General features: G+C 39.4%; 16 protein-coding genes. 8 read left to right on the forward strand and 8 right to left on the reverse strand.

What is annotated here, in order from left to right; all coding sequences use genetic code 11:
- Nucleotide 1: 1 nt before the first annotated feature.
- Together HWQ23_RS17180 and HWQ23_RS17185 are read right to left on the reverse strand one after the other, a co-directional pair.
- Nucleotides 2-187 (reverse strand): hypothetical protein, encoded by a 186-nt coding sequence (locus HWQ23_RS17180; protein WP_292830289.1) that lies wholly within the window; start codon nucleotides 185-187, stop codon nucleotides 2-4.
- 55 nt (nucleotides 188-242) lie between these two features.
- Nucleotides 243-1,313: a glycosyltransferase family 4 protein gene (locus tag HWQ23_RS17185; RefSeq protein WP_292830291.1), complete on the reverse strand. Its 1,071-nt coding sequence runs from the start codon at nucleotides 1,311-1,313 to the stop codon at nucleotides 243-245.
- A 458-nt stretch (nucleotides 1,314-1,771) separates the two neighbouring features.
- Between HWQ23_RS17185 and xth the strand changes: the two genes are divergently transcribed.
- Nucleotides 1,772-2,554 (forward strand): exodeoxyribonuclease III, encoded by a 783-nt coding sequence (gene xth / locus HWQ23_RS17190; protein WP_292830293.1) that lies wholly within the window; start codon nucleotides 1,772-1,774, stop codon nucleotides 2,552-2,554.
- Between the two features lie 105 nt (nucleotides 2,555-2,659).
- Here the strand turns inward: xth and HWQ23_RS17195 are convergent, their stop codons facing one another.
- From HWQ23_RS17195 to HWQ23_RS17210, 4 genes are all read right to left on the reverse strand, one after another.
- The gene (locus HWQ23_RS17195) at nucleotides 2,660-3,733 is read right to left on the reverse strand and encodes a T3SS effector HopA1 family protein (protein ID WP_375466573.1); all 1,074 of its coding nucleotides are present in this window, start codon (nucleotides 3,731-3,733) and stop codon (nucleotides 2,660-2,662) included.
- A 64-nt stretch (nucleotides 3,734-3,797) separates the two neighbouring features.
- Nucleotides 3,798-5,057: a phosphotransferase gene (locus HWQ23_RS17200; protein WP_292830295.1), complete on the reverse strand. Its 1,260-nt coding sequence runs from the start codon at nucleotides 5,055-5,057 to the stop codon at nucleotides 3,798-3,800.
- 243 nt (nucleotides 5,058-5,300) lie between these two features.
- Complete coding sequence (locus HWQ23_RS17205) at nucleotides 5,301-5,531, reverse strand: hypothetical protein (protein WP_292830297.1); 231 nt, start codon at nucleotides 5,529-5,531, stop codon at nucleotides 5,301-5,303.
- A gap of 218 nt (nucleotides 5,532-5,749) precedes the next feature.
- The gene (locus HWQ23_RS17210; RefSeq protein ID WP_292830299.1) at nucleotides 5,750-6,613 is read right to left on the reverse strand and encodes a WYL domain-containing protein; all 864 of its coding nucleotides are present in this window, start codon (nucleotides 6,611-6,613) and stop codon (nucleotides 5,750-5,752) included.
- A 328-nt stretch (nucleotides 6,614-6,941) separates the two neighbouring features.
- On the opposite strand from HWQ23_RS17210, the gene HWQ23_RS17215 reads away from it, so the two are divergent.
- From HWQ23_RS17215 to cas3 (HWQ23_RS17240), 6 genes are all read left to right on the forward strand, one after another.
- Entirely contained in the window at nucleotides 6,942-7,193 is a 252-nt protein-coding gene (locus HWQ23_RS17215) for a DUF433 domain-containing protein (RefSeq protein ID WP_194144152.1), read from the forward strand.
- Nucleotides 7,190-7,549, forward strand: coding sequence for a DUF5615 family PIN-like protein (locus tag HWQ23_RS17220; RefSeq protein ID WP_292830301.1), 360 nt, complete (start codon nucleotides 7,190-7,192; stop codon nucleotides 7,547-7,549). The genes HWQ23_RS17215 and HWQ23_RS17220 overlap by 4 nt, the downstream gene beginning before the upstream one ends.
- A 122-nt stretch (nucleotides 7,550-7,671) precedes the next feature.
- On the forward strand, nucleotides 7,672-10,365 hold the full coding sequence (locus HWQ23_RS17225) for a CRISPR-associated protein Csc3 (RefSeq protein ID WP_292830302.1): 2,694 nt from the start codon (nucleotides 7,672-7,674) through the stop codon (nucleotides 10,363-10,365).
- Nucleotides 10,366-10,382: 17 nt separating this feature from the next.
- Complete coding sequence (cas7d, locus tag HWQ23_RS17230) at nucleotides 10,383-11,411, forward strand: type I-D CRISPR-associated protein Cas7/Csc2 (protein ID WP_292830303.1); 1,029 nt, start codon at nucleotides 10,383-10,385, stop codon at nucleotides 11,409-11,411.
- A 3-nt stretch (nucleotides 11,412-11,414) separates the two neighbouring features.
- Nucleotides 11,415-12,173, forward strand: a complete 759-nt coding sequence (cas5d, locus tag HWQ23_RS17235; protein WP_292830304.1) for a type I-D CRISPR-associated protein Cas5/Csc1 — start codon at nucleotides 11,415-11,417, stop codon at nucleotides 12,171-12,173.
- A complete protein-coding gene (cas3, locus tag HWQ23_RS17240) occupies nucleotides 12,166-14,451 on the forward strand; it encodes a type I-D CRISPR-associated helicase Cas3' (RefSeq protein ID WP_292830306.1) in 2,286 nt (761 codons plus the stop codon). The genes cas5d and cas3 (HWQ23_RS17240) overlap by 8 nt, the downstream gene beginning before the upstream one ends.
- Before the next feature lie 97 nt (nucleotides 14,452-14,548).
- Here cas3 (HWQ23_RS17240) and HWQ23_RS17245 read toward each other — a convergent pair whose 3' ends face one another.
- Both HWQ23_RS17245 and HWQ23_RS17250 read right to left on the reverse strand, forming a co-directional pair.
- Nucleotides 14,549-14,842, reverse strand: coding sequence for a DUF2442 domain-containing protein (locus HWQ23_RS17245; protein ID WP_292830308.1), 294 nt, complete (start codon nucleotides 14,840-14,842; stop codon nucleotides 14,549-14,551).
- A gap of 125 nt (nucleotides 14,843-14,967) precedes the next feature.
- The gene (locus HWQ23_RS17250) at nucleotides 14,968-15,834 is read right to left on the reverse strand and encodes a WYL domain-containing protein (RefSeq protein WP_292830310.1); all 867 of its coding nucleotides are present in this window, start codon (nucleotides 15,832-15,834) and stop codon (nucleotides 14,968-14,970) included.
- 320 nt (nucleotides 15,835-16,154) lie between these two features.
- On the opposite strand from HWQ23_RS17250, the gene cas3 (HWQ23_RS17255) reads away from it, so the two are divergent.
- The gene (gene cas3, locus HWQ23_RS17255) at nucleotides 16,155-18,287 is read left to right on the forward strand and encodes a type I-D CRISPR-associated helicase Cas3' (protein ID WP_292830311.1); all 2,133 of its coding nucleotides are present in this window, start codon (nucleotides 16,155-16,157) and stop codon (nucleotides 18,285-18,287) included.
- Nucleotides 18,288-18,406 lie beyond the last annotated feature (119 nt).

An 18,406-nucleotide genomic window follows, 5' to 3' on the forward strand; every position in this document is an offset into this window, starting at 1 on the left:
ACTAGGTATTTACCACTGGCTGGGCAACCACTCCGGTGTTCCGGGTTTCCACATTAGGCAAGCGAGTAACAGTTAATAGCGGTACTTCTTGTCGGCACGACAGGCAAAACCAATATAGTTCACCATGACGGGCATGACGCAGCAGGGAACCACCGCAGCATACGCAGGTGTTGGCTCTCGTACTCATACCAATATTCTCCTTGAAAAAAGTTATTGTTTAAGCTGGATAAAAAAGCAGTTGATTAAAACTGGATCTTAGCTGCATGAATGCAGCCATTTGATTCTATGCGGTCTTTTATAATTTGTCTGTAAATGGCTTCATATCCGTTAACCATTTGGCTAACGCTAAAGTTGTTTTCCACATATTTCCGACAGGTTTGACGATTGAGTTCCAAAGCTAGTGGAATCATTTGCGCCATTTCTACATAGCTTTTGCAGATAAAACCTGTTTTACCGTGGGCAATCACTTCAGGTACGGAGCCGAAATTCATGGCAATTACTGGTGTACCAGTTGCCATTGATTCAATCATTACTAAGCCAAAAGGTTCTTGCCAGTTAATCGGGAAAAGAGTTATGGCAGCATTGCCCAGAAGTTCAGTCTTTTCGGCGTGGTTAATTTCGCCTAGATATTCAATTTGCTGACCATCTATCAAGGGGGCAATCTCTTGTTCAAAAAACTTAGAGTCTACTAGATCAACCTTCCCTGCCATCTTCAAGCGCCAACCATTCTCAAGAGCAATCGCGATCGCATGTTGGGCCCCTTTCTCTGGCGAAAAACGTCCTAAAAACGCCAAATATGCAGGTTCTGACGGTTGGGCTACAAATGGGTAATCTGCTAGCTCAATTCCATTATAAACCGTGCCAATATAATTGAGATCGATTTGACGCTGCGAGTTACTAATGCTGACGTATGGTTGCTTTTGGTGGTAGCTAAATGCGTGACGGTTGTCCTTTGTAAAATTATTGTGCAGGGTGTGCACTGTAGTGGTTGCTGTTATCAAACTCGCTAAAGCTAATGCCGATATCCCTACATGAGAATGGATAATATCGAATTGGGCAGCATTTTGGTAAACTTGGCTCAGTTGCAATATTTCGTACACTGCATACTCTTTCACATTTGGGTCTAAGCGCAATGCACGCGGATAAACTGCTTCTAAATCAGCCAAAGTTTCAGAATCGCCAGAGGCAAATAAGGTTACCTGATGACCGCGACGAACAAGTTCATCTGTCAAGCGACTCACTACCAGTTCTATTCCTCCATAATTAAAAGGTGGAACCTTTTCCCATAAGGGGGCAACTTGAGCGATTTTCATAAGTTTTATTGGTTCAGTCTATGAAATTGTCCTCAATATAATGAGTTGCATCATTATTGTATGAGTAAAGAGCATTTGTACTTACTCTTTTGACATTTAAATTAACCTAACAGGCTCCCAAAAGCGCAATAACGGTTAACCCTAACGCGAATTTCTTACCGACAAATCTAATTGACTATCGGTAAAAGTCAACCCTGAGCTATATTTATAAGCTATCGCAAATCAATTACTTGTTGCATCTGTCTTGGGGATCATAATAAAGTAAAATATTTTGTAGCCTAACTTACAAAATTGAATGTTTTGTAGCTGAAAATACTAAAATATTGAATGGGATCAAGTAATTAAAGCTTGTTTAAAGGTAAGAAAGCAAATGCAACAGAAATTATAAATATTAAGTAATTGTACAAAAATTACATAATGTGTAATTAGTAATTTACAAAAATTCTGATAATTAACGAATGAAAATCGCTACTTGGAACGTCAACTCAATTCGCACTCGCCTCGAACAGGTTATCGATTGGTTAACCCTGAATCCTGTTGATGTTCTCTGCTTGCAAGAAACCAAAGTTGTGGATGCCGAGTTTCCGCGATCGCCTTTTGAGCAATTAGGCTATAACCTTTATGTATCAGGACAAAAATCTTATAACGGCGTAGCGTTGATTAGTCGTCAGCCGCTCCAAGACGTAAGTAGCGGATTTAGGGCGATTTTGCCCGATTTACACCACGAATGGGATGAGCAAAAGCGGGTGATTACAGGTGTAATTGATGGTGTTCGGATTGTTAACTTATATGTTCCCAATGGTGCAGCAGTAGGAACTGAAAAATACGAATACAAGCTGCGCTGGTTGACAGCCCTACACGAGTATTTGCGCTTGCTCGTGCTGTCAGAACGTGCAATTAGTGTGTGCGGAGACTTCAACATCGCACTGGAGGATAAGGATATTCACGAGCAAGTGAGTACAGAAAATCACATTATGGCAACAGAAGCAGAGCGCCAAGCCTTACGGGCTATTCTGGCACTGGGATTTGCTGATGCTTTTCGCAAATTCACCACAGAAGGCGGAAATTATAGCTGGTGGGATTATCGCACCGCCGCCTTCCGTCGCAACTTAGGTTGGCGGATTGACCATCACTATCTCACACCCGTGCTATATGAGCGTGCTAAAAGTTGCATCATCGATGTCGCACCCAGAAAATTAACCCAACCCAGCGATCATGTGCCGGTAATTGTAGAATTTTAAATGGGGCATTGGGCATGGGACATGGGGTATTGCATTAGGTTATTCTTTCTTCCCCTGCTTCCCCCTCATCCCCCTCATTCCCCACTCCCCACTCCCCACTCCCCATCAATTTAACGGCTTATATATATCCTTAGAACTAGGATTGAGATAAGGACGCTGTAAATCTATTAGGTGTCGCGCAAAATGTTGGTCAATAACTCTCATCCGTTCCTCCATCGCATTCTTACCTTTTTGCCAAGCTTCCAGTAAAGCATTAGCGACGATTTGGCAACGGTTCATCCCAAAACTTTCTTGTGCGGCAAATTTTTGGGTTGGTTCTTCAGCTAAACCTAACCCTGGAGCTAAAAATTTGGTAAACAAAGGAATTTCGGGATGGAAATGGGATTGATTTTCTGGATAAATAGCCTGAAGGATTGTACGGATTGCTGGATAGTCGGGGAGTTCAAAGTAAAGTAGCCCCGAATCATAGCGTCCGTATGCAGAAGGATTGTGGAGAACCTGAAAGCTAAAGGGAATCGAGGCTGCATTCAATCGCAGTGTCAAGCTTTCCATGAGAGCGATCGCACCAGATGCCGTAAAGTTAAAGTAAATTCGCCCTGCTCCCAAATCAGCGTCGGGGTTGCTCTGGCGTTCCTGTCCGACATTACTAACTGCCAAGTAACAGCCATTTCGTAGTCGATTTTTGGGCATCCAGATTGCTACCATGTCACCCACTTTGGTAGATTTCTTACTGGATTCTAGATGGCAGTCTGGCTCAACATAAAGTGTTAAACCGCCTTTAGTCACCGCCATAGTACCATCAGGTTCTTTCCGCAACACCTGCCATCGAGGGTCAAAGTAACCTATGCCGCGATTACTGGCGTGCAATTGCTCGTAAAAGTTCCAATCAATCTCCAAAATGGAATTATCTGCTAAATTATGCTTTGGCGGGCGATTAGTACTATCAGTATTGACTGCCAAAGTACTTTGCAAGGAGCCGTTGTAATAGATTCCATAGAGAAAGTTTCGCAGCAGTAGACTGAGATACTTCTGTTGTAAATCTACAGAATTGTGCTGAAATCTATCGGCTATTTTAGTCGGCAGAGCAAAGGGTTGATAATTAGGATGGCAAATACAAAAATTTGACTCAATCTGGATATTCTTAGCAATGTCGAATAGAGAAGCTAGCGGTTCATTGATAGTGGTTTCGGAATTCTGTATTCTCAATTCTGTGTTATTCTTCAAATTCTTCTGCTCCTTGCCATTAACAACCGCGAAGCCGAGTTTTTTCGTAATAAATGCGAAGTAACTGCGGCTCTTTTACGGGTTGAGGAAGTTTCTGGATTTTTGCTCCAGGATTCAGTATTTCTGACTCTGATATCCCGAAAATGGTCAGCACAGCTTGCTCCGGCATAGTGAGTAAACTTTTAGCTACTTGGAGCATACAGATGTCAGCATTATTAAAGTATTTACGGCAGGTAATCATCTCCTGAATTTGGTGAATCAGTGCCAGCCCCGCAAACTGGATAACGCGCGAAATAAAGTCCCTGCGGTATGACAAAATCATCGGGAAAGCATTTATATAAGCCCTAATTAAGGCAATAATTGAAGGTTGTAAAATCTCTAAAGGTACCAACGCCATATGTAGAGATTCTTCTAACTCAATGGTGGGGTCTACTACCAAACTCTTGAGCCAAATGCCTAAATAGCTTGCCAGCAAAGTTCCTAAATCAAAAGCTGGATCTCCCCAACCACAAGCTGACCAATCAATTAGTCGTACTAAGCAATTATCTAGTTTCTCCCACCTGGAATGAACCAAAATGTTGTTCAATTTCAGGTCGTTGTGAGTCAAGCAGCAAGGATTCCAGTCATATGCCAAATCTGCGATCGCTGATTCCAAACTCTCGTACTGTTGATAAAGAACATAGAATTTCAGCGCATCCGTGGGAACATTCCCAAAAATCTCCGGCTCAATTGACCCTACCCCTTGTGCCGGATTGTAAAAGCCATAGCGAAACTCTCCTTGGGGAGCAGTTGCCATAAAATCCTTATATTCTCGGCGGTTGAAGGTTGCACGATGAAGTCCCGCCAAAGTAGTGCCGATCGCAGAGGCAATTTCTTGTGGAAAAATATCATTGTTGTGGTAGAATGTCGCAAGCTCCCAATATTCACTCAGGTAATTGCGGACGAGGATAGAATTTTCTTCGTCAAAATGCACTACCAATGGTGCGTAGTTTACCGCCGTAGCCATCGCGGAAATATTGCCGAGAACTGGAAACTGCTGGAGCAACTGATGAAATAGCCACTCCTGAAACAATTCATGGGGCGCGGCGTCATTGTTGTTAACGTTACGTTCTTGTTTAACGAGCAGTTTCCGATTATCTGCTAGAGTCACTAGTAAATCGAAATTGTTCTTATTACTTCCTGGCAACTCAGACTTTTCTGATGCGCCATCTTCTGAGCTACACAGACCCGCGTCTTGCAGATACTGGATAACGTTATGAGAAGACAGTGATAATACCATGTATTATTTCCTACTTCATAAATGACTTAAACTTATATGTGTCAAATTTGCTTGGTCTTAGCAGCTTCCGGTAGATAGTAGCTAGTGTGTGGATAACAATAAAGATTTGTACAATCTACTAATATCCCATATTTTTGATAGAAACCTGCCAAAATGGCACTAAGTCCTTTACAATTACTTTAAAATTTGCTCTCAGATAGTGTGACATCTTTAGACTTGATCAGCATAGTTACTTAGATACATCTAGAGTAAGTTTTGTGGTAGAGCCTTTTGATGTAGATCCATCTGCTTTTTTTGTCGCAAAGAAGCATCCCCAGCAAAAAACTGATTGGCGGCAGATGTTGTTTGATATTCAGTAGTCATCCTGAAAGCAGCGAAGTATTTCAGTAATCCTTCGCGGTAGGAAGCATGACATTCAACGCTATTATTTTTATTTATCACCCCAAAGCTAAATAAACCGGAATTTTTAAGCAATTAGTAATTATTTTTTTCTTTAATTTTCCGAATTGATGTCTGGAATCCTTGTTATTAGGTCATTTGTCTTACTTACGTATTGTAGATGACTATAGGCGATCGCAGACAACGGTTACATGAGTGCATCTTATGGAAGTGTACTTTTGTCAAGGATGAAAAGACCTCTCCCTGCTTTTAGTATGTAAAACCGTCCCTCTCCGACTCGGAGAGGGAAAGAGTTAAGACCTGGTTTCGATATCGTATAAATTGCAGAGGGTGAGGAGTTTTTGTTTAAGGCGATCGCGCAGACTCGCAGGTGATACAATCACGCAATCTTCCCAATAGCGCGATACTTCTCGAATCAGCCAGAAAGGGTTAGCTACTCGCCGCACCACCTGACGCACATCATTAATCATGTCATCTTCAATATCATCTTCTTTCGGTTGATAGGCTTTGACTAGCCAACCTCGAAAGTGTAATTGCACTTTAACATAATCAAGTTCACCTCGCCAATCTCCACTTGTCGGGACAATAGACTTAATTCGTTCAAAGCTTAAGCAACGATTGTGCCAAAGTTCGCGTAATTCTGGGATATCGTTTTCTACGTCTGCTGTCTCTTCGCACCAAATCATGAGATAAAAGCGTTTCTCAAAAAACCTCACCTCAGCGTGACGAACTTTGTAATCTAATTCCTGACCTTGAGAGTTGGAATAGAGAAGGTAGAAAGGCTGTTTTGCTTTACTTAGTTCTTCTATCGTATTTCGCCATTCTTGGATAGGTTGACTAAGTTGTTTCATCAGCAATTGACGAAGAGGTGCTTCGAGATTACCATGTTCTAGCAAAAGTGCAAGTACAGTTTGCGCTTCTCCTATGTGACCTGCATCGTTTAAAGCTTTTATTGCCTGCTGTAAGGCATTAACTTGGTTAGAGTCAAGCGTAAAGCGCTTTCCGACCTCTACAGATTGTTGTGCGATCGCCACTATTAAGCCCGAAATACTCGGTTGTTTGCCCCAAGTGATATTGAGGTAGCGAGCGATCGCTTCTAGTTGTTCCTTAGCTCCTGGCGGAATTGACAGTGTAATCGTTTCTTTTTTTCTGGACATCTATAAATTATAATTACATTATTGACACAAATGGTATTTATAGCTATTTTATATGTATACCAAGTTAATCAATAATTTCAATACCAAAAAACACAATGTTACTCGCTAGGCAGATACGAAAAAAGCCAGAGTATATAGCTTGCAACCCCTGATAGGGATTTATGAAGTCGTGTTAACGCCTTGATCACATATTTTCATTTCAATCCCTGCTAGGGATTAACGTGCAGTCTCAAGGCTTCTTTAGTATACATCTCAAAAATATCAGGAATTTCCCTTGACTCCAATATTTGTTTCAGTAAACCTTGTATTAGAGGTCATCGTATAAACCATGAACGAACAAACATTACTAGAAAGAATTACATTTAACCCCCAAATCTTTGGCGGTAAACCGATTATTCGAGGTCGTCGTCTAGCTGTTGAACATATTTTAGGAATGTTAGCAGTAGGAGATACTATTGAAACTTTGCTAGAAGCTTATCCCTGGTTAGAACGGGAAGATGTACAAGCCTGTTTAGTCTATGCACGAAGGTTAGTTGGTCATGAACGAGTTGAACCTTTATTCATAGAGTCCCCAAGGTGAAAATACTACTAGATACTTGCATTAATGCTAGGGTGCGTACCGATTTACAAACGGCTGGGTATGATGTGGTTTGGTCTGGAGATTGGCCAAAAGACCCAGGTGACGAGGAAATTTTAGCAACCGCCTATCGTGAAAGTAGGATTTTAGTCACCCTTGATAAAGATTTTGGAGAGTTAGCAATTCTGCGGGGAAATCCTCACTGTGGTATCTTGCGCTTAGTTAATCTTTCAACCAAAGAACAATCAATAGTTTGTTTGCGGGTACTTCAGCTTTACGGAAACGAATTATTCTCTGGTGCAATTGTAACTGCTGAATTAGATAGAGTCAGAATTCGCCCACCTGAAAATAGGGCTTGAAAATTCATTCAATAAAAACTCGTACTAGTGGCACAAGAAATTAAGACAGACTATGGTGATTGTTGACCACTTAGTGAGACTGAGTTTGGTATTAAATCTATTTACAATTTATATCTCTCAATATGATTAAGCGCAGTCGGCTTTTAAATGCTCCTCCCAAAACGTTGGAGGAGCGTTATTTCAGTGAAATTCGCCCCCAGCTTTACGAAAATCATGCACATCATCATCAGTACGGCGTAAGAAAAGGTACGACCCTTGCAGAACACCTTGATTCTGCGTGTCAGTTCATTTTGACAGTTAGCCGAATTGCAGAAGTCCCAGAAGATAAAAGACCTTTGCTACTAGCTGCAACTGCTGTACATGACCTGAATAAATTAGATACCCAAGGACGCAATGTTAAAACCCTGGCTAGAAATCAGGAATTTTTACGAGAACAACTTGAAAAGGCTTGTGTAATAAAATTCGTAGTTACAGAAGATGACTGGGAATTAGTTAGAAAACTAATTGAACGTCATTCAGATCATCATGTGAGCGATGGTTCAAGGTTTTTGCCCGAAGACGAGAATATTGACCGTTGGGCGGCGATGGTTACAGGTTCTGACTTATTTGATTTAGGAATTCCAGAAGCAGAACGTTTTCGGAAAGTTCAAAATAAGTTGACTATTGCATTTAATCGACCTTCTAATCTTTTTAGAATCCGCATTTCTGAAGACAAAGGCTATATTACAGCCCTATTACTCGGCGCTTGCGAAGAGGTTTTACAAAAGTATGGGTTAAATCCTTTAGCAATTTTCCCTGATGGTGAACTTTTTGAAGGGGAAGCTTTAGCAAATGTAGATTTGACAAAAGAAATAGCTGCTGTTTGGCAAAGTAAAATTGACCAAGTTTTTGGGAATAATATCGAAAGACTTGTCAGAGCTACTAAAGATGGTATTAAAGTTACTCATCAAGCCATCCAACAAAATATTGAGGAAGTTTTGGTAAATGTTGAGGCTCTTTTAGAAAGGAAAAAAGCTGGATACAAATCAGACAAGATTGCGAAAGATGTAACTAAGTGGGGTGAAATGGCTGGTGCAGATGCACTAATAAAAGCGGCTGAACTTCAGTTATTACCTGTAAGTAATGCAGAAGAATTTGCCATATCTGAAGGTTTAAAGGCAGCTTACCTCAGTTATAGAGAAGCCGGATTAAGCCCTAAAGAAGTTTGGGATAAAATCGCTCATCATACGGGTATATCTGAACTTCAGCGTACTGCAATTGAGCCGTTTAATGGTCAATATGGGCGACCTTTATTTGCTGCTAAAGGTGCTGTTAAAGGAATTGAGGGTATTAAAGAAGCTCTACAAGAATCTTTCCAACTAAGAAAGGAAAGTACACAAATATCTGAAGAAACAGAAGTATCTGAAGAGATGATTGCAACCGTTAGCCGAATGGTAAATTTACCGTTTGGTATTCGGTTAAATGGAGCCAATGATTTAAATGCTTATGTAGAAGCAAATCCCAGACAAAGATGCTCTTTAGGTTCTACTTCTACCGATATAGATGAGCTAATTTCAGATAATATGCCTCCTGGGACAAAAGTACAAGCTTTTTCTAACCGCTTACCAGGTGGTATCAGTGCTGAACCGAAAAGACAAGCAGATTCAATTGCAGCTTTAGCCTACCAATTAATGGCAGTCGGGGCGAACTTTCCTGCTGTTAAAAAACAAGACCCGCTTTATTTGCACTTAGCATTACCTAAAGGTTCTGCTCCAGAACTGTTGAGAATTTGGCGTGAACTTTTAAAACAACTTGCAGCGACAAATGCTGAAGGTGGTACTGTCACTATTGATGAATTGAAATTATATAAAGATAACCAGCTTGAATTTAAAGCTAACAAAGTAGTTGGTTTAGCATTGCCAAAGCGTCCTGATTTTATTCATACATCTGTGATTATTCCTTTAGTTTGGGGAGATGTTAATAATTCTTTAGCTTTACTAAAATCACTGAGGCTTGCTTTAGAAATTTCCTTGTCTTTAGATATCGGCTTTCCTTTTACCTTGAGTAGCAATCTAGAAGTTGAGTTATCTAATGATGTTTACGGACGAATAGAGGGAATTTCTTCTGCACTGCAAACTTTATTGGGAAATGGACAATATCAGCAACGCCAAGATGCAGAAAAAATTCTTGAGCGACTACGTTGCATTGGCAAACTAGCAACATCTGTTGCAAGTATTCAGAAAGCTGATGATTGTTTGTATGATTTGGCTCGTGCTTGTGTCAGACAAATTGAACTTTATTATGTCTTGCTACGTTGGACTCTGCGAGAACAAGACGAACCAAATTTGAGTGTTATTTGGAGTCGCCTTTGTGAGCCGTTAAATACTTTACTGGAGAGTTTTATGCCGGATGAAAACTTACTCTTAACTAAATATCTTAAAGAAGCTGCTCAAGTTGCAGCAGAGGGAAAAATTTGGGGAAGTTCTTTTAAACGAACTGCTCAAGCAGAACCGTTTACAGCCTTTATTGCTGCTATTCGTTCTCAAAAATCTTATTTGGGATTAGATGTAATTTTTGCCGCTTTAATACAGCAATATCATACTCGCTTAGACCGTATCCGTGAGCATGGCGTAGGTGCAACAAAGTATGAACAGGTCAAGCGTTATTACGAGCTATTAAGAAAACTATATGAGGAGGTTTATTCAGCACGTCCTGAAAAGTTTTTATCTGACCAAAAAACTTTAGAAGCTGCTTATTTATTCTTCCTTGAGGAAGCACGTAAACAACTTAAAAATCAATCTGTAGATGATTCTGTCGAAACAACTACAACTGTTTAAATAATTAGGAGTTTGTCATGTCCATTTCAAAACTTTCTTCAGTTTTAGCAAAAAGTTATGAGAATTTCCCAAAAGGACGTTTTATCACTTTAGTTGTTTTAAGAACAACCCATTCTGAAACTATCTTTCGTACAGAAGGTTCAGGTGAGCCAATGTGTAGCGAATTTGTCCAAGCTGGTTTAGAGCGTGAAAATCAAAAAACCATAATTCAACGCTTAGTAATGACTAAGCGTAAACAAGTAGCACCAGAAAGACGCTACGGACGAGAACATTTAAGAGCGCATGAGCTTTTATACACCAATCCTAAAGATGGCTCTCTTTGTGCTTTAAATACTAATTCACCTTGTGAAATGTGTGTAGATTGTTTCCTTTACGGCTTCGCTGCTGGTGGGGGTGGCGCTCAAAAAAGTCGCATTTGGACTGAAGATGCTTTTAGTATTTTACCTGCTAGTGATGTTGTAGGCGATCGCACCATAAACGCCATCTACGAAACTGGTACAATGCGCGATGAAAAAGGTAACGCCTCAACAGCTTTAAATACTAGCGAATACATCAAACCAGGTGTGCATTTTCTGGATGTCGTCACCCTAAAAGATGTAACTGCGGATGAACTGCGCTATATCATCGGTAACATTCTGTTCACCAGTCGTTACGGTGCGGTTTCTAGTCGTGTTGGACGAATGGAAAACCAAATATTAGGTGTATTTGGTAGTATTACCGAACTTCCTAGTTCTCTGGAACTTGTACAAGCTACTTATGATGTATTAGGTAAACCTTTAGAACACCCTTTGAATATTAATCAATTAATTACAGCTAGCAAACAAGTAATTGCTAATTGGAAAAATAAGAGAGGGGTTTCTGTGCAACTATCTGAAGAGGAATTAGGAAATTTAGTGACTGATGTAGAAACTAATTGGTCAGAAGCAGAACGTGATAATTTTCTCAAGCGTTTAACGCAATCCTATGAATCCTTCCGTCAGATTGCGCCTGAGAAGAAAAAGGGCAAAGCTAAAGTCAAGAATACACCAGTTGAAGTAGAGATTTAGGTTATGTCAACAATTCCTTTTCAGCAGGCAAAACTTGTTGAATTATACTGTCTTGAACCAGTCTTTTTTGCCTCTAGGGAGTTGTCTGATACCTATTACACTGAGGGGGTAATTGGGAATTATGCTCTTACCTATGCTTTAGGTTGGGTAAATTCCCCCTATCGCCTCCAAGGTCAGGCTACAGGACGACCAACCTACAAAGAAGATTTGCAACCAATAGCACAAGCTGGTTATATCTTACCAGCTTCACCAGTAGGTAGAGTGGCATTCAGATTTGAACGTTTCAATGCTCTTTCTGATTCTTACTGGTATGCAATGACTAATAACCGTGTTGCTACAGCGCGGGAAGATTTACCATTACAACGCCAAGGGAAAAAACCAAGTTCATTTAGACCAAGTAATTTTCCACAAACTGGAAGACTGCGGATGATTGAACGCAGAAACAAATTTCAAACTTTGGTATTTGGAAATTACCAATTACCAAACTATATTCGCCTTGGTAAGTTCATGAGTAAAGTCAAGGTGAATGTGCTTAATGAATTTCCTGTAACTTTACTACCAGAAGCTGAATATCAAAGTCAACATTATCTAAATGCTGCTGATTTACCACAGCAAATAGAGGCTTTAGCGTTCGATTTAATTTCTATTCCTCCTGCACCCATCATTAAAAATCTTCGTTTTCGGGGTGCTGCTTGGCAAGTTGGAGAAATGGTTGTACCAGCAGGGTTACATTTTTGCGGTAGAGAAAGTAACAATGAGTAATCAAAGATTAGTTATCAAATTAGAACCGCGCAGTATTTCAGCTTGTGCATCTTTGCCAGATGAACTATCTTTTATGGGAAATGCACTTCAGCATCAAGTTGATGTATTTGAACAATCTAAGGATGCAGATATTATCCTTGATTTAGCACCAACTGGTACAGGTAAAACCAACGCAGGACTAACAGTATTAAAACATCAGCCAAATAAAAGTGCTGTTTACATTGCTCCAACTAATGCTTTAATTGAACAGCAAACAGAAGCAGCAAAAAAGTTTGTTAGTGATGCTAACTTACCTCATATAGTCAAATCAGCTTCTGCTAAAGATATTAAAAGCTGGTCTAACGATAAAGTTGGCAGTCGTTCGGGGGAGAAGCTGTATAACGTATTACGGAATCCAGCTACAGTTTTTCCTGATGTTGGGGCTAATACGCCCATTATTTTAGTCACAAATCCTGATATCTTTTACTACGCAACTTTCTTTGCATATAACAACCTAGATAGAGGTAATATCGCCAGTAGTTTTTACACCAAATTTTGGACAGTTATTTTTGATGAATTTCACCTCTACGATGCTAAACAGCTAGTAGGAATGTTGTTTTATCTTGCTTATTCTCAAGTTTTTCGTTTTTTTGAGAACGGACGCAAGGTAGTATTGTTAACAGCAACACCAGAACCAGCTTGTGAATTAGCATTGCAGAATTTAAAACAAGCTGGTGTGAAGATAGCAAGAATTGATGGAGAAGCAGGTAATACTAATCTTTTACCGTCACAAACAGCAGTTAATCTAGAATTAAGACCAAAACCAGATAGTAAGGAAGAGTGGTTAACAGAGTTAGTAGCAGAAGTTGTCCAACGTTTTCGAGACAGACCTGATGAAAATGGTGCTGTAATTCTGGACTCGCTTAATAATATTGATTGTCTATCAACTTTGTTAAGACAGCAAGGACTTGGTGATTACATCGGACGCATTACAGGCCCTGCACCCAAAAAAGATAGACAAAGGGCTATGCAGCGTCAAATTATTTTGGCTACTAGCACTGTAGATGTAGGATTTAACTTTGAAAGACATCCTCAACCGAAACGGCAAAATTTAGATTGGTTGATTTTTTCAGCACGCGATCGCGCCGCATTTTGGCAGAGAATTGGTAGAGTTGGGCGTGTTTTGGGTAAATCTGAAACTAATATTGATTCAGAAGCCATTGCTTACTTACCTGCTAACGCCTGGGAAGAAGGTTTAACCTCTCTAGATACTGCTGGGGGACGTACCGCGCTAAAAGACTTGCTTGAAACACTTCCCTGTTTAGATAAGCCTTTTTTAAAAGCCTACTGGCGTTCAGAAGCATTTCTAGAAATTGCCCGTCCCTTGTTGGAATTGGAAGAAATGCTTGAAGGTTTAGCTGAGGAAAAATTGATTTTGGAGTTATTCAATACCCTAAAGTCTATTTTTGAAGGAAACAGAACTTGGGATGATTATCGCTATAGAATGAAACTTTTACGAGGTGCTGAAACTATTGCAAAAAAAAGTCTCAAAGAAATCCAAAAGGATTGGAAGTATATCAAAGGTGGTCAAGCATTTGTTAAAACTTTTATCAAAGCTAAATTTTCTGAAGATTGGGATGACTTACAAGCTGGACGTACAACTTTAGACGAATACGTAAATTTATTTAACAAAGATGAACAGGCACTAGCTGAGTTAAAAGAATTTGCTGAAGTTTTTAGTACAAGCTATGCACCGTTATTTGATTTTCGCTCTAGTCTGTTTGAAAGTCTTTCCATTCGTGACCCTCATGGTTTTATTCTAGATGAATCGGAGGAAACAAGACTAGATCCTTTTCACCTATTACGCTATTACGAATTTGTCCAAAATGGTGATTATATTGAAATCACCAGTCGCGCTACTGAAGCTTATCAATTGAGTTTCAGATTGCATTATACTGATGGTAACTGGCAAGAATTTATCAGTACAGAACTGAATAAACTAACAGCTTTCAAAAATTGCCAAATTATCCGCAGTGCTGGAGGAGCAATACGACCCACACCCCTAATACAAGCTTTTAATAGGCATCTTTTACCAGGAGTAATTATTTGCCCAAGAACAAATGCTGCTGTTGTTTTTCAATTAAACAAGCAAGGAATTATTTCTTATCCAATAACCATTGTTTGTAATGATATGGAGAAAGAATATAGATTCTTTTCAGGCTTGTCAGGAATTTTAACAATGGCAATGAAGTTTAAACAGCTACGTCTTCCAGATGATGAAGTTTTCATTGCTGGATAAAGATGATAAGAAATATCTACCATTCAAATTAGACTGATAATGAAGTTTGGTAGACAGGATGTCTACCAAATAAAATTCAATTAATGGTTTTGTAATTTCAATCAGCAGAATTAGCTGAAATAGCACTTACTTGATATTGTGGAATTGGCTGTTTTGTAATCAAAGCATAAATAACATCTGGGTCTAACTCGGCTCCCGATTCGCATTGAATTGTTCCGTATTCAGGGTTGACGCACACTGTAGCAAAGTATTCTTTATCTTGCAGAGGCGCAAATACACCTGTAAATTTAACGATTTTACTAATATCAATTACTCCTTCTACGTCATCTTGAAAGCAAATGTGAAGCTGATAGTTTTCTCTTGGTTCAACTGCAATGATATCTTTGAGCATGATTTACTCTAATGGGGAGGTTTTCTGTAAGGTTTGATTGTCTCTAGGGAGTTCCCAGTCTTCCATCAGTTCGGCTTGATGCAAAGATAATAATTCCGAAAAAACGGCTAATTTCTGGCATTCTTTTATTCCCTGGTTTCGATGTCGTATAAATTGCAGAGGGTGAGGAGTTTTTGTTTGAGCCGATCGCGCACATTTTCAGGTAATATCACTACACAATCTGGCGCATACTGCATGACTTCGCGGCTAAACCAAAATGTACTAGATACTCGCCTAACAACTCGCCGAACTCGCGCTTTATCTGGTAGCCACTCATTAATATTGTCTTCTGGTTTAACTTGATAGGCAAAAGCCAAGCCAGCAAATAGATGCATTTCCACTTCTATCTGGGCCAAATTAGATCGCCACTCACCAGAAATTGGCATGACAGCAGCTTCTGTAATCCTGTCTAATCGTAAACTCCAGTTGTGAAGCAGTTCTGGGATATCAAAGTTTCCTTCTGTCTCTTCGCACCAGCAATCAAGATATTGCCGCTTTTCGTGGGGTGTAATTTTGGCATAGCGAACGGTAAAATTAAACACACGCTCTGCTGCATCTTGATAGGAAAGCTGAAAGGGTTGTTCGCGCAAGATGTAGCGGTCTATTTCTAAGCGCCAAGGTGGGGGCAAATTCTCTAAGAAACGTTCAATTTCGCCTCGCAGTGGTAATGATAATTCGCTGCGTTCGAGAAGTAAGTTTGCAATGATTTGGGCTTGTTCAATTTGCCCGATGTCTGTCAACGCATTGATACATCTATGTAATGCCCTGATGCGTGGTTCTTTCCAATCGTTATTGTTACCGATGAGTAACTTACGTTGAGCGATCGCTTTAATTAACTTAGAGATGTTAGGCTCCTCTCCCCACATCATACCGAATTCACGAGCGATCGCTTCTAGCTCGGCTTTATCACGTTCTGATATCGACAGTGTAATAGATTGACCTTTTCGACTCATATTTTATACGGACACTTTTATACGGATATATCTTGGCAACTTCTATTTTGCATGGCATTATAGGGAATAACAACGAGTTACGGACAGTTTTTAAGTAAAGTGAAAAACTCGCACCAATGGTGCGAGAAATAGGCTGGAGATGTTTTATACACATCTTAAAAACTGCAACCAATGGTTGCAGAAATTTATGGGTGCTATTTAGCACATATATAAAACTGCCACCATTGGTTGCAGAAATCGGATTAGATTTACTAAATCTGCCATTCTTTTTGCATAAAAATTCCGAGAAATCAAGCATTTAAGATAGGAATTTCAAGGATATGTCTGAAAATTACAGTATTAGCCTCAAACCTGTTTATTCTAAAACCGTCCCTACACCTGATGGCGTGAAATTACCTAATGATTGGTCACTCTCTTGGCATCAAGTGGCAACTCTGGAGGCATTACGCGATCCAAGTATTGAGGTAATTTTCAACACTGCAATGACTGGAGATGGTAAAAGCTTGGCTGCTTATTTACAGGCTATGACAAGTAGGACATCTACTTTAGCAATGTATCCAACAAACGAGTTAGCAAGAGATCAAGAAAAACAGGTTCAAGAATACAAAGATATTTTTAAACCTCAGAAAGATCCACAAATTAATCGCTTAACTGCGGCTATTTTGGAAAAATATATAGCTACTGGTAAACTATCTTCCAAACTAGATGGGATAGAAGACTTTTCTACTCAATATGAAATTCTGCTGACAAATCCTGATCTTTTCCACTACATCCATAATTTTTACTACTTGAGAGGAAAAATAGATAACCCTGACAGGTTATTCAGACGTATAGATGAAAAGTATAAATTATTTATATACGATGAATTTCATGTTTTTTCATCCCCGCAAGTAGCCAGCGTCATAAATACTATACTATTGATTAAACATACAGGTAGTTATCAGAAAAAGTTCCTCTTTCTTTCTGCTACACCTAACGAATTCCTAAAGAGTTCTTTTCAAAAAGCTGGAATAGAACCGAAGATTATCGATCCGGTTGCTGTTGGAGCTTATAAATTTTCATCAGATGATTCAAATGATGGGTGGCGGCAGATTAGTCAACCTATTAACTTATGCTTTGCTCAAGGAATAGAGTCTAATCTTAGTTCTAGCTATAAATGGATAGAAGAAAATGCTGAAACGGTGATTTTAAAGTTTTTTCAAGACTACCCTAACAGCAAAGGTGCAATTATTTTAAATTCCATCGCAGCAGTTAAAATGCTAATAGATAAGTTAAAACCTATTTTTGAACCACGATGGAAGGTTAGAGAAAATACTGGCTTAACAGGAGAAACTGAAAAATCTCAATCAGTTGCAGAAGCAGATTTACTTTTGGGTACGTCTACAATTGATGTTGGTGTAGACTTTCGGATTAATTTCTTAGTTTTTGAAGCTGCTGATGCAGGAAATTTTATTCAACGGTTTGGTAGACTTGGCAGACACAAAGGTTTTGAAACTTATCAAGCTTACGCTTTAATACCTAACTTTCTTGTTGCAAGGCTATTTACAGATAAATCTCATCCTTTACAAGATGGTGAAACTTATGACCGCATTAGTTTTAAAAATGCCATTGATAAATTTTGGACATTTAAAAATCAGTTTGAGCGATATCCTCAGCGATGGGGTGGTATACAGTCAGCTTATATCTATTCAAAGCTGCAAGGAAACTATCATATCAAAGAGAAATATCCAGAGGTAGCTAAGAAATTTGGTACTAGTGTTCAAAATGCTTTGGGAATTAGCATTAAACAGATGAACGCACAGTTTTATCGCTGTCAGAGTGAAGGAAAAACAAAAATTATTGATGAGGCTAGAAGTTTTCGGGGAAGTAGCCAGTTAGATTGTGCAATTTATGACTTAACTAATCCAGATGAGCCAGAAGCAGAAAGATTTAAAATGTATAATCTTCCTGGTATTCTCAATAACTTTATTTTCGAGTTATGGGATAAAAATAGCTTTATGGAAAAAGCCGAGAAAGCAGGAGTAATTACTACTCGCTTTGATAAAGCTTTGTGTTATTTAAAGTTCAAAGGCTATCGGGATGTGCGGGAAGATTGGCACTTCTATTATCCAGGAAATCTAAGAGAATTAGCTAAATCTGGTAAGGTGCAAGTTCTACCAGATAAACAACACGAACTACAAGGTTTAGAGATTTCCCAACGATACGGCTACGGTATCAACCAAATTAGTGATGCTGTGAGTAAACGTAAACTAGTGTGCTTCATTTCAGACCGCGATCGCAACTTTTTACGCGCCACTCTCGGATTACCTATGCATTTTCAAGCTTACCCTCTTACTAACGAGCCAGAAGATAAAAGTCCCCGCTACACCATTACTTTTGGACAAGATGCGCTGTTATTGGAAACCTTAACTTGGCATTGGAAGCCAAAAGACGATGAAGGATGGATATGTTGAAGTTGCTGTAACCGCTTACAGCTGCCAATATAAGCTAAAGGAGATGAAAGATGAATTGGCTTAAAAGCTTGAGGAGAAAGAATTTTGCTCGAAATCAGAAAGCAACAGTGTTTCAATCC

The sequence above is a fragment of the Nostoc sp. JL33 genome (assembly GCF_017114985.1).
Taxonomy (GTDB): Bacteria; Cyanobacteriota; Cyanobacteriia; order Cyanobacteriales; family Nostocaceae; genus Nostoc.

Coding starts and splice junctions, on each gene's coding strand:
- HWQ23_RS17180 (WP_292830289.1), bottom strand. CDS start 187: ATGAGTACGAGAGCCAACACCTGCGTATGCTGCGGTGGTTCCCTGCTG.
- HWQ23_RS17185 (WP_292830291.1), bottom strand. CDS start 1,313: ATGAAAATCGCTCAAGTTGCCCCCTTATGGGAAAAGGTTCCACCTTTT.
- xth (WP_292830293.1), top strand. CDS start 1,772: ATGAAAATCGCTACTTGGAACGTCAACTCAATTCGCACTCGCCTCGAA.
- HWQ23_RS17200 (WP_292830295.1), bottom strand. CDS start 5,057: ATGGTATTATCACTGTCTTCTCATAACGTTATCCAGTATCTGCAAGAC.
- HWQ23_RS17210 (WP_292830299.1), bottom strand. CDS start 6,613: ATGTCCAGAAAAAAAGAAACGATTACACTGTCAATTCCGCCAGGAGCT.
- HWQ23_RS17215 (WP_194144152.1), top strand. CDS start 6,942: ATGAACGAACAAACATTACTAGAAAGAATTACATTTAACCCCCAAATC.
- HWQ23_RS17225 (WP_292830302.1), top strand. CDS start 7,672: ATGATTAAGCGCAGTCGGCTTTTAAATGCTCCTCCCAAAACGTTGGAG.
- cas7d (WP_292830303.1), top strand. CDS start 10,383: ATGTCCATTTCAAAACTTTCTTCAGTTTTAGCAAAAAGTTATGAGAAT.
- cas5d (WP_292830304.1), top strand. CDS start 11,415: ATGTCAACAATTCCTTTTCAGCAGGCAAAACTTGTTGAATTATACTGT.
- cas3 (WP_292830306.1), top strand. CDS start 12,166: ATGAGTAATCAAAGATTAGTTATCAAATTAGAACCGCGCAGTATTTCA.
- HWQ23_RS17245 (WP_292830308.1), bottom strand. CDS start 14,842: ATGCTCAAAGATATCATTGCAGTTGAACCAAGAGAAAACTATCAGCTT.
- HWQ23_RS17250 (WP_292830310.1), bottom strand. CDS start 15,834: ATGAGTCGAAAAGGTCAATCTATTACACTGTCGATATCAGAACGTGAT.
- cas3 (WP_292830311.1), top strand. CDS start 16,155: ATGTCTGAAAATTACAGTATTAGCCTCAAACCTGTTTATTCTAAAACC.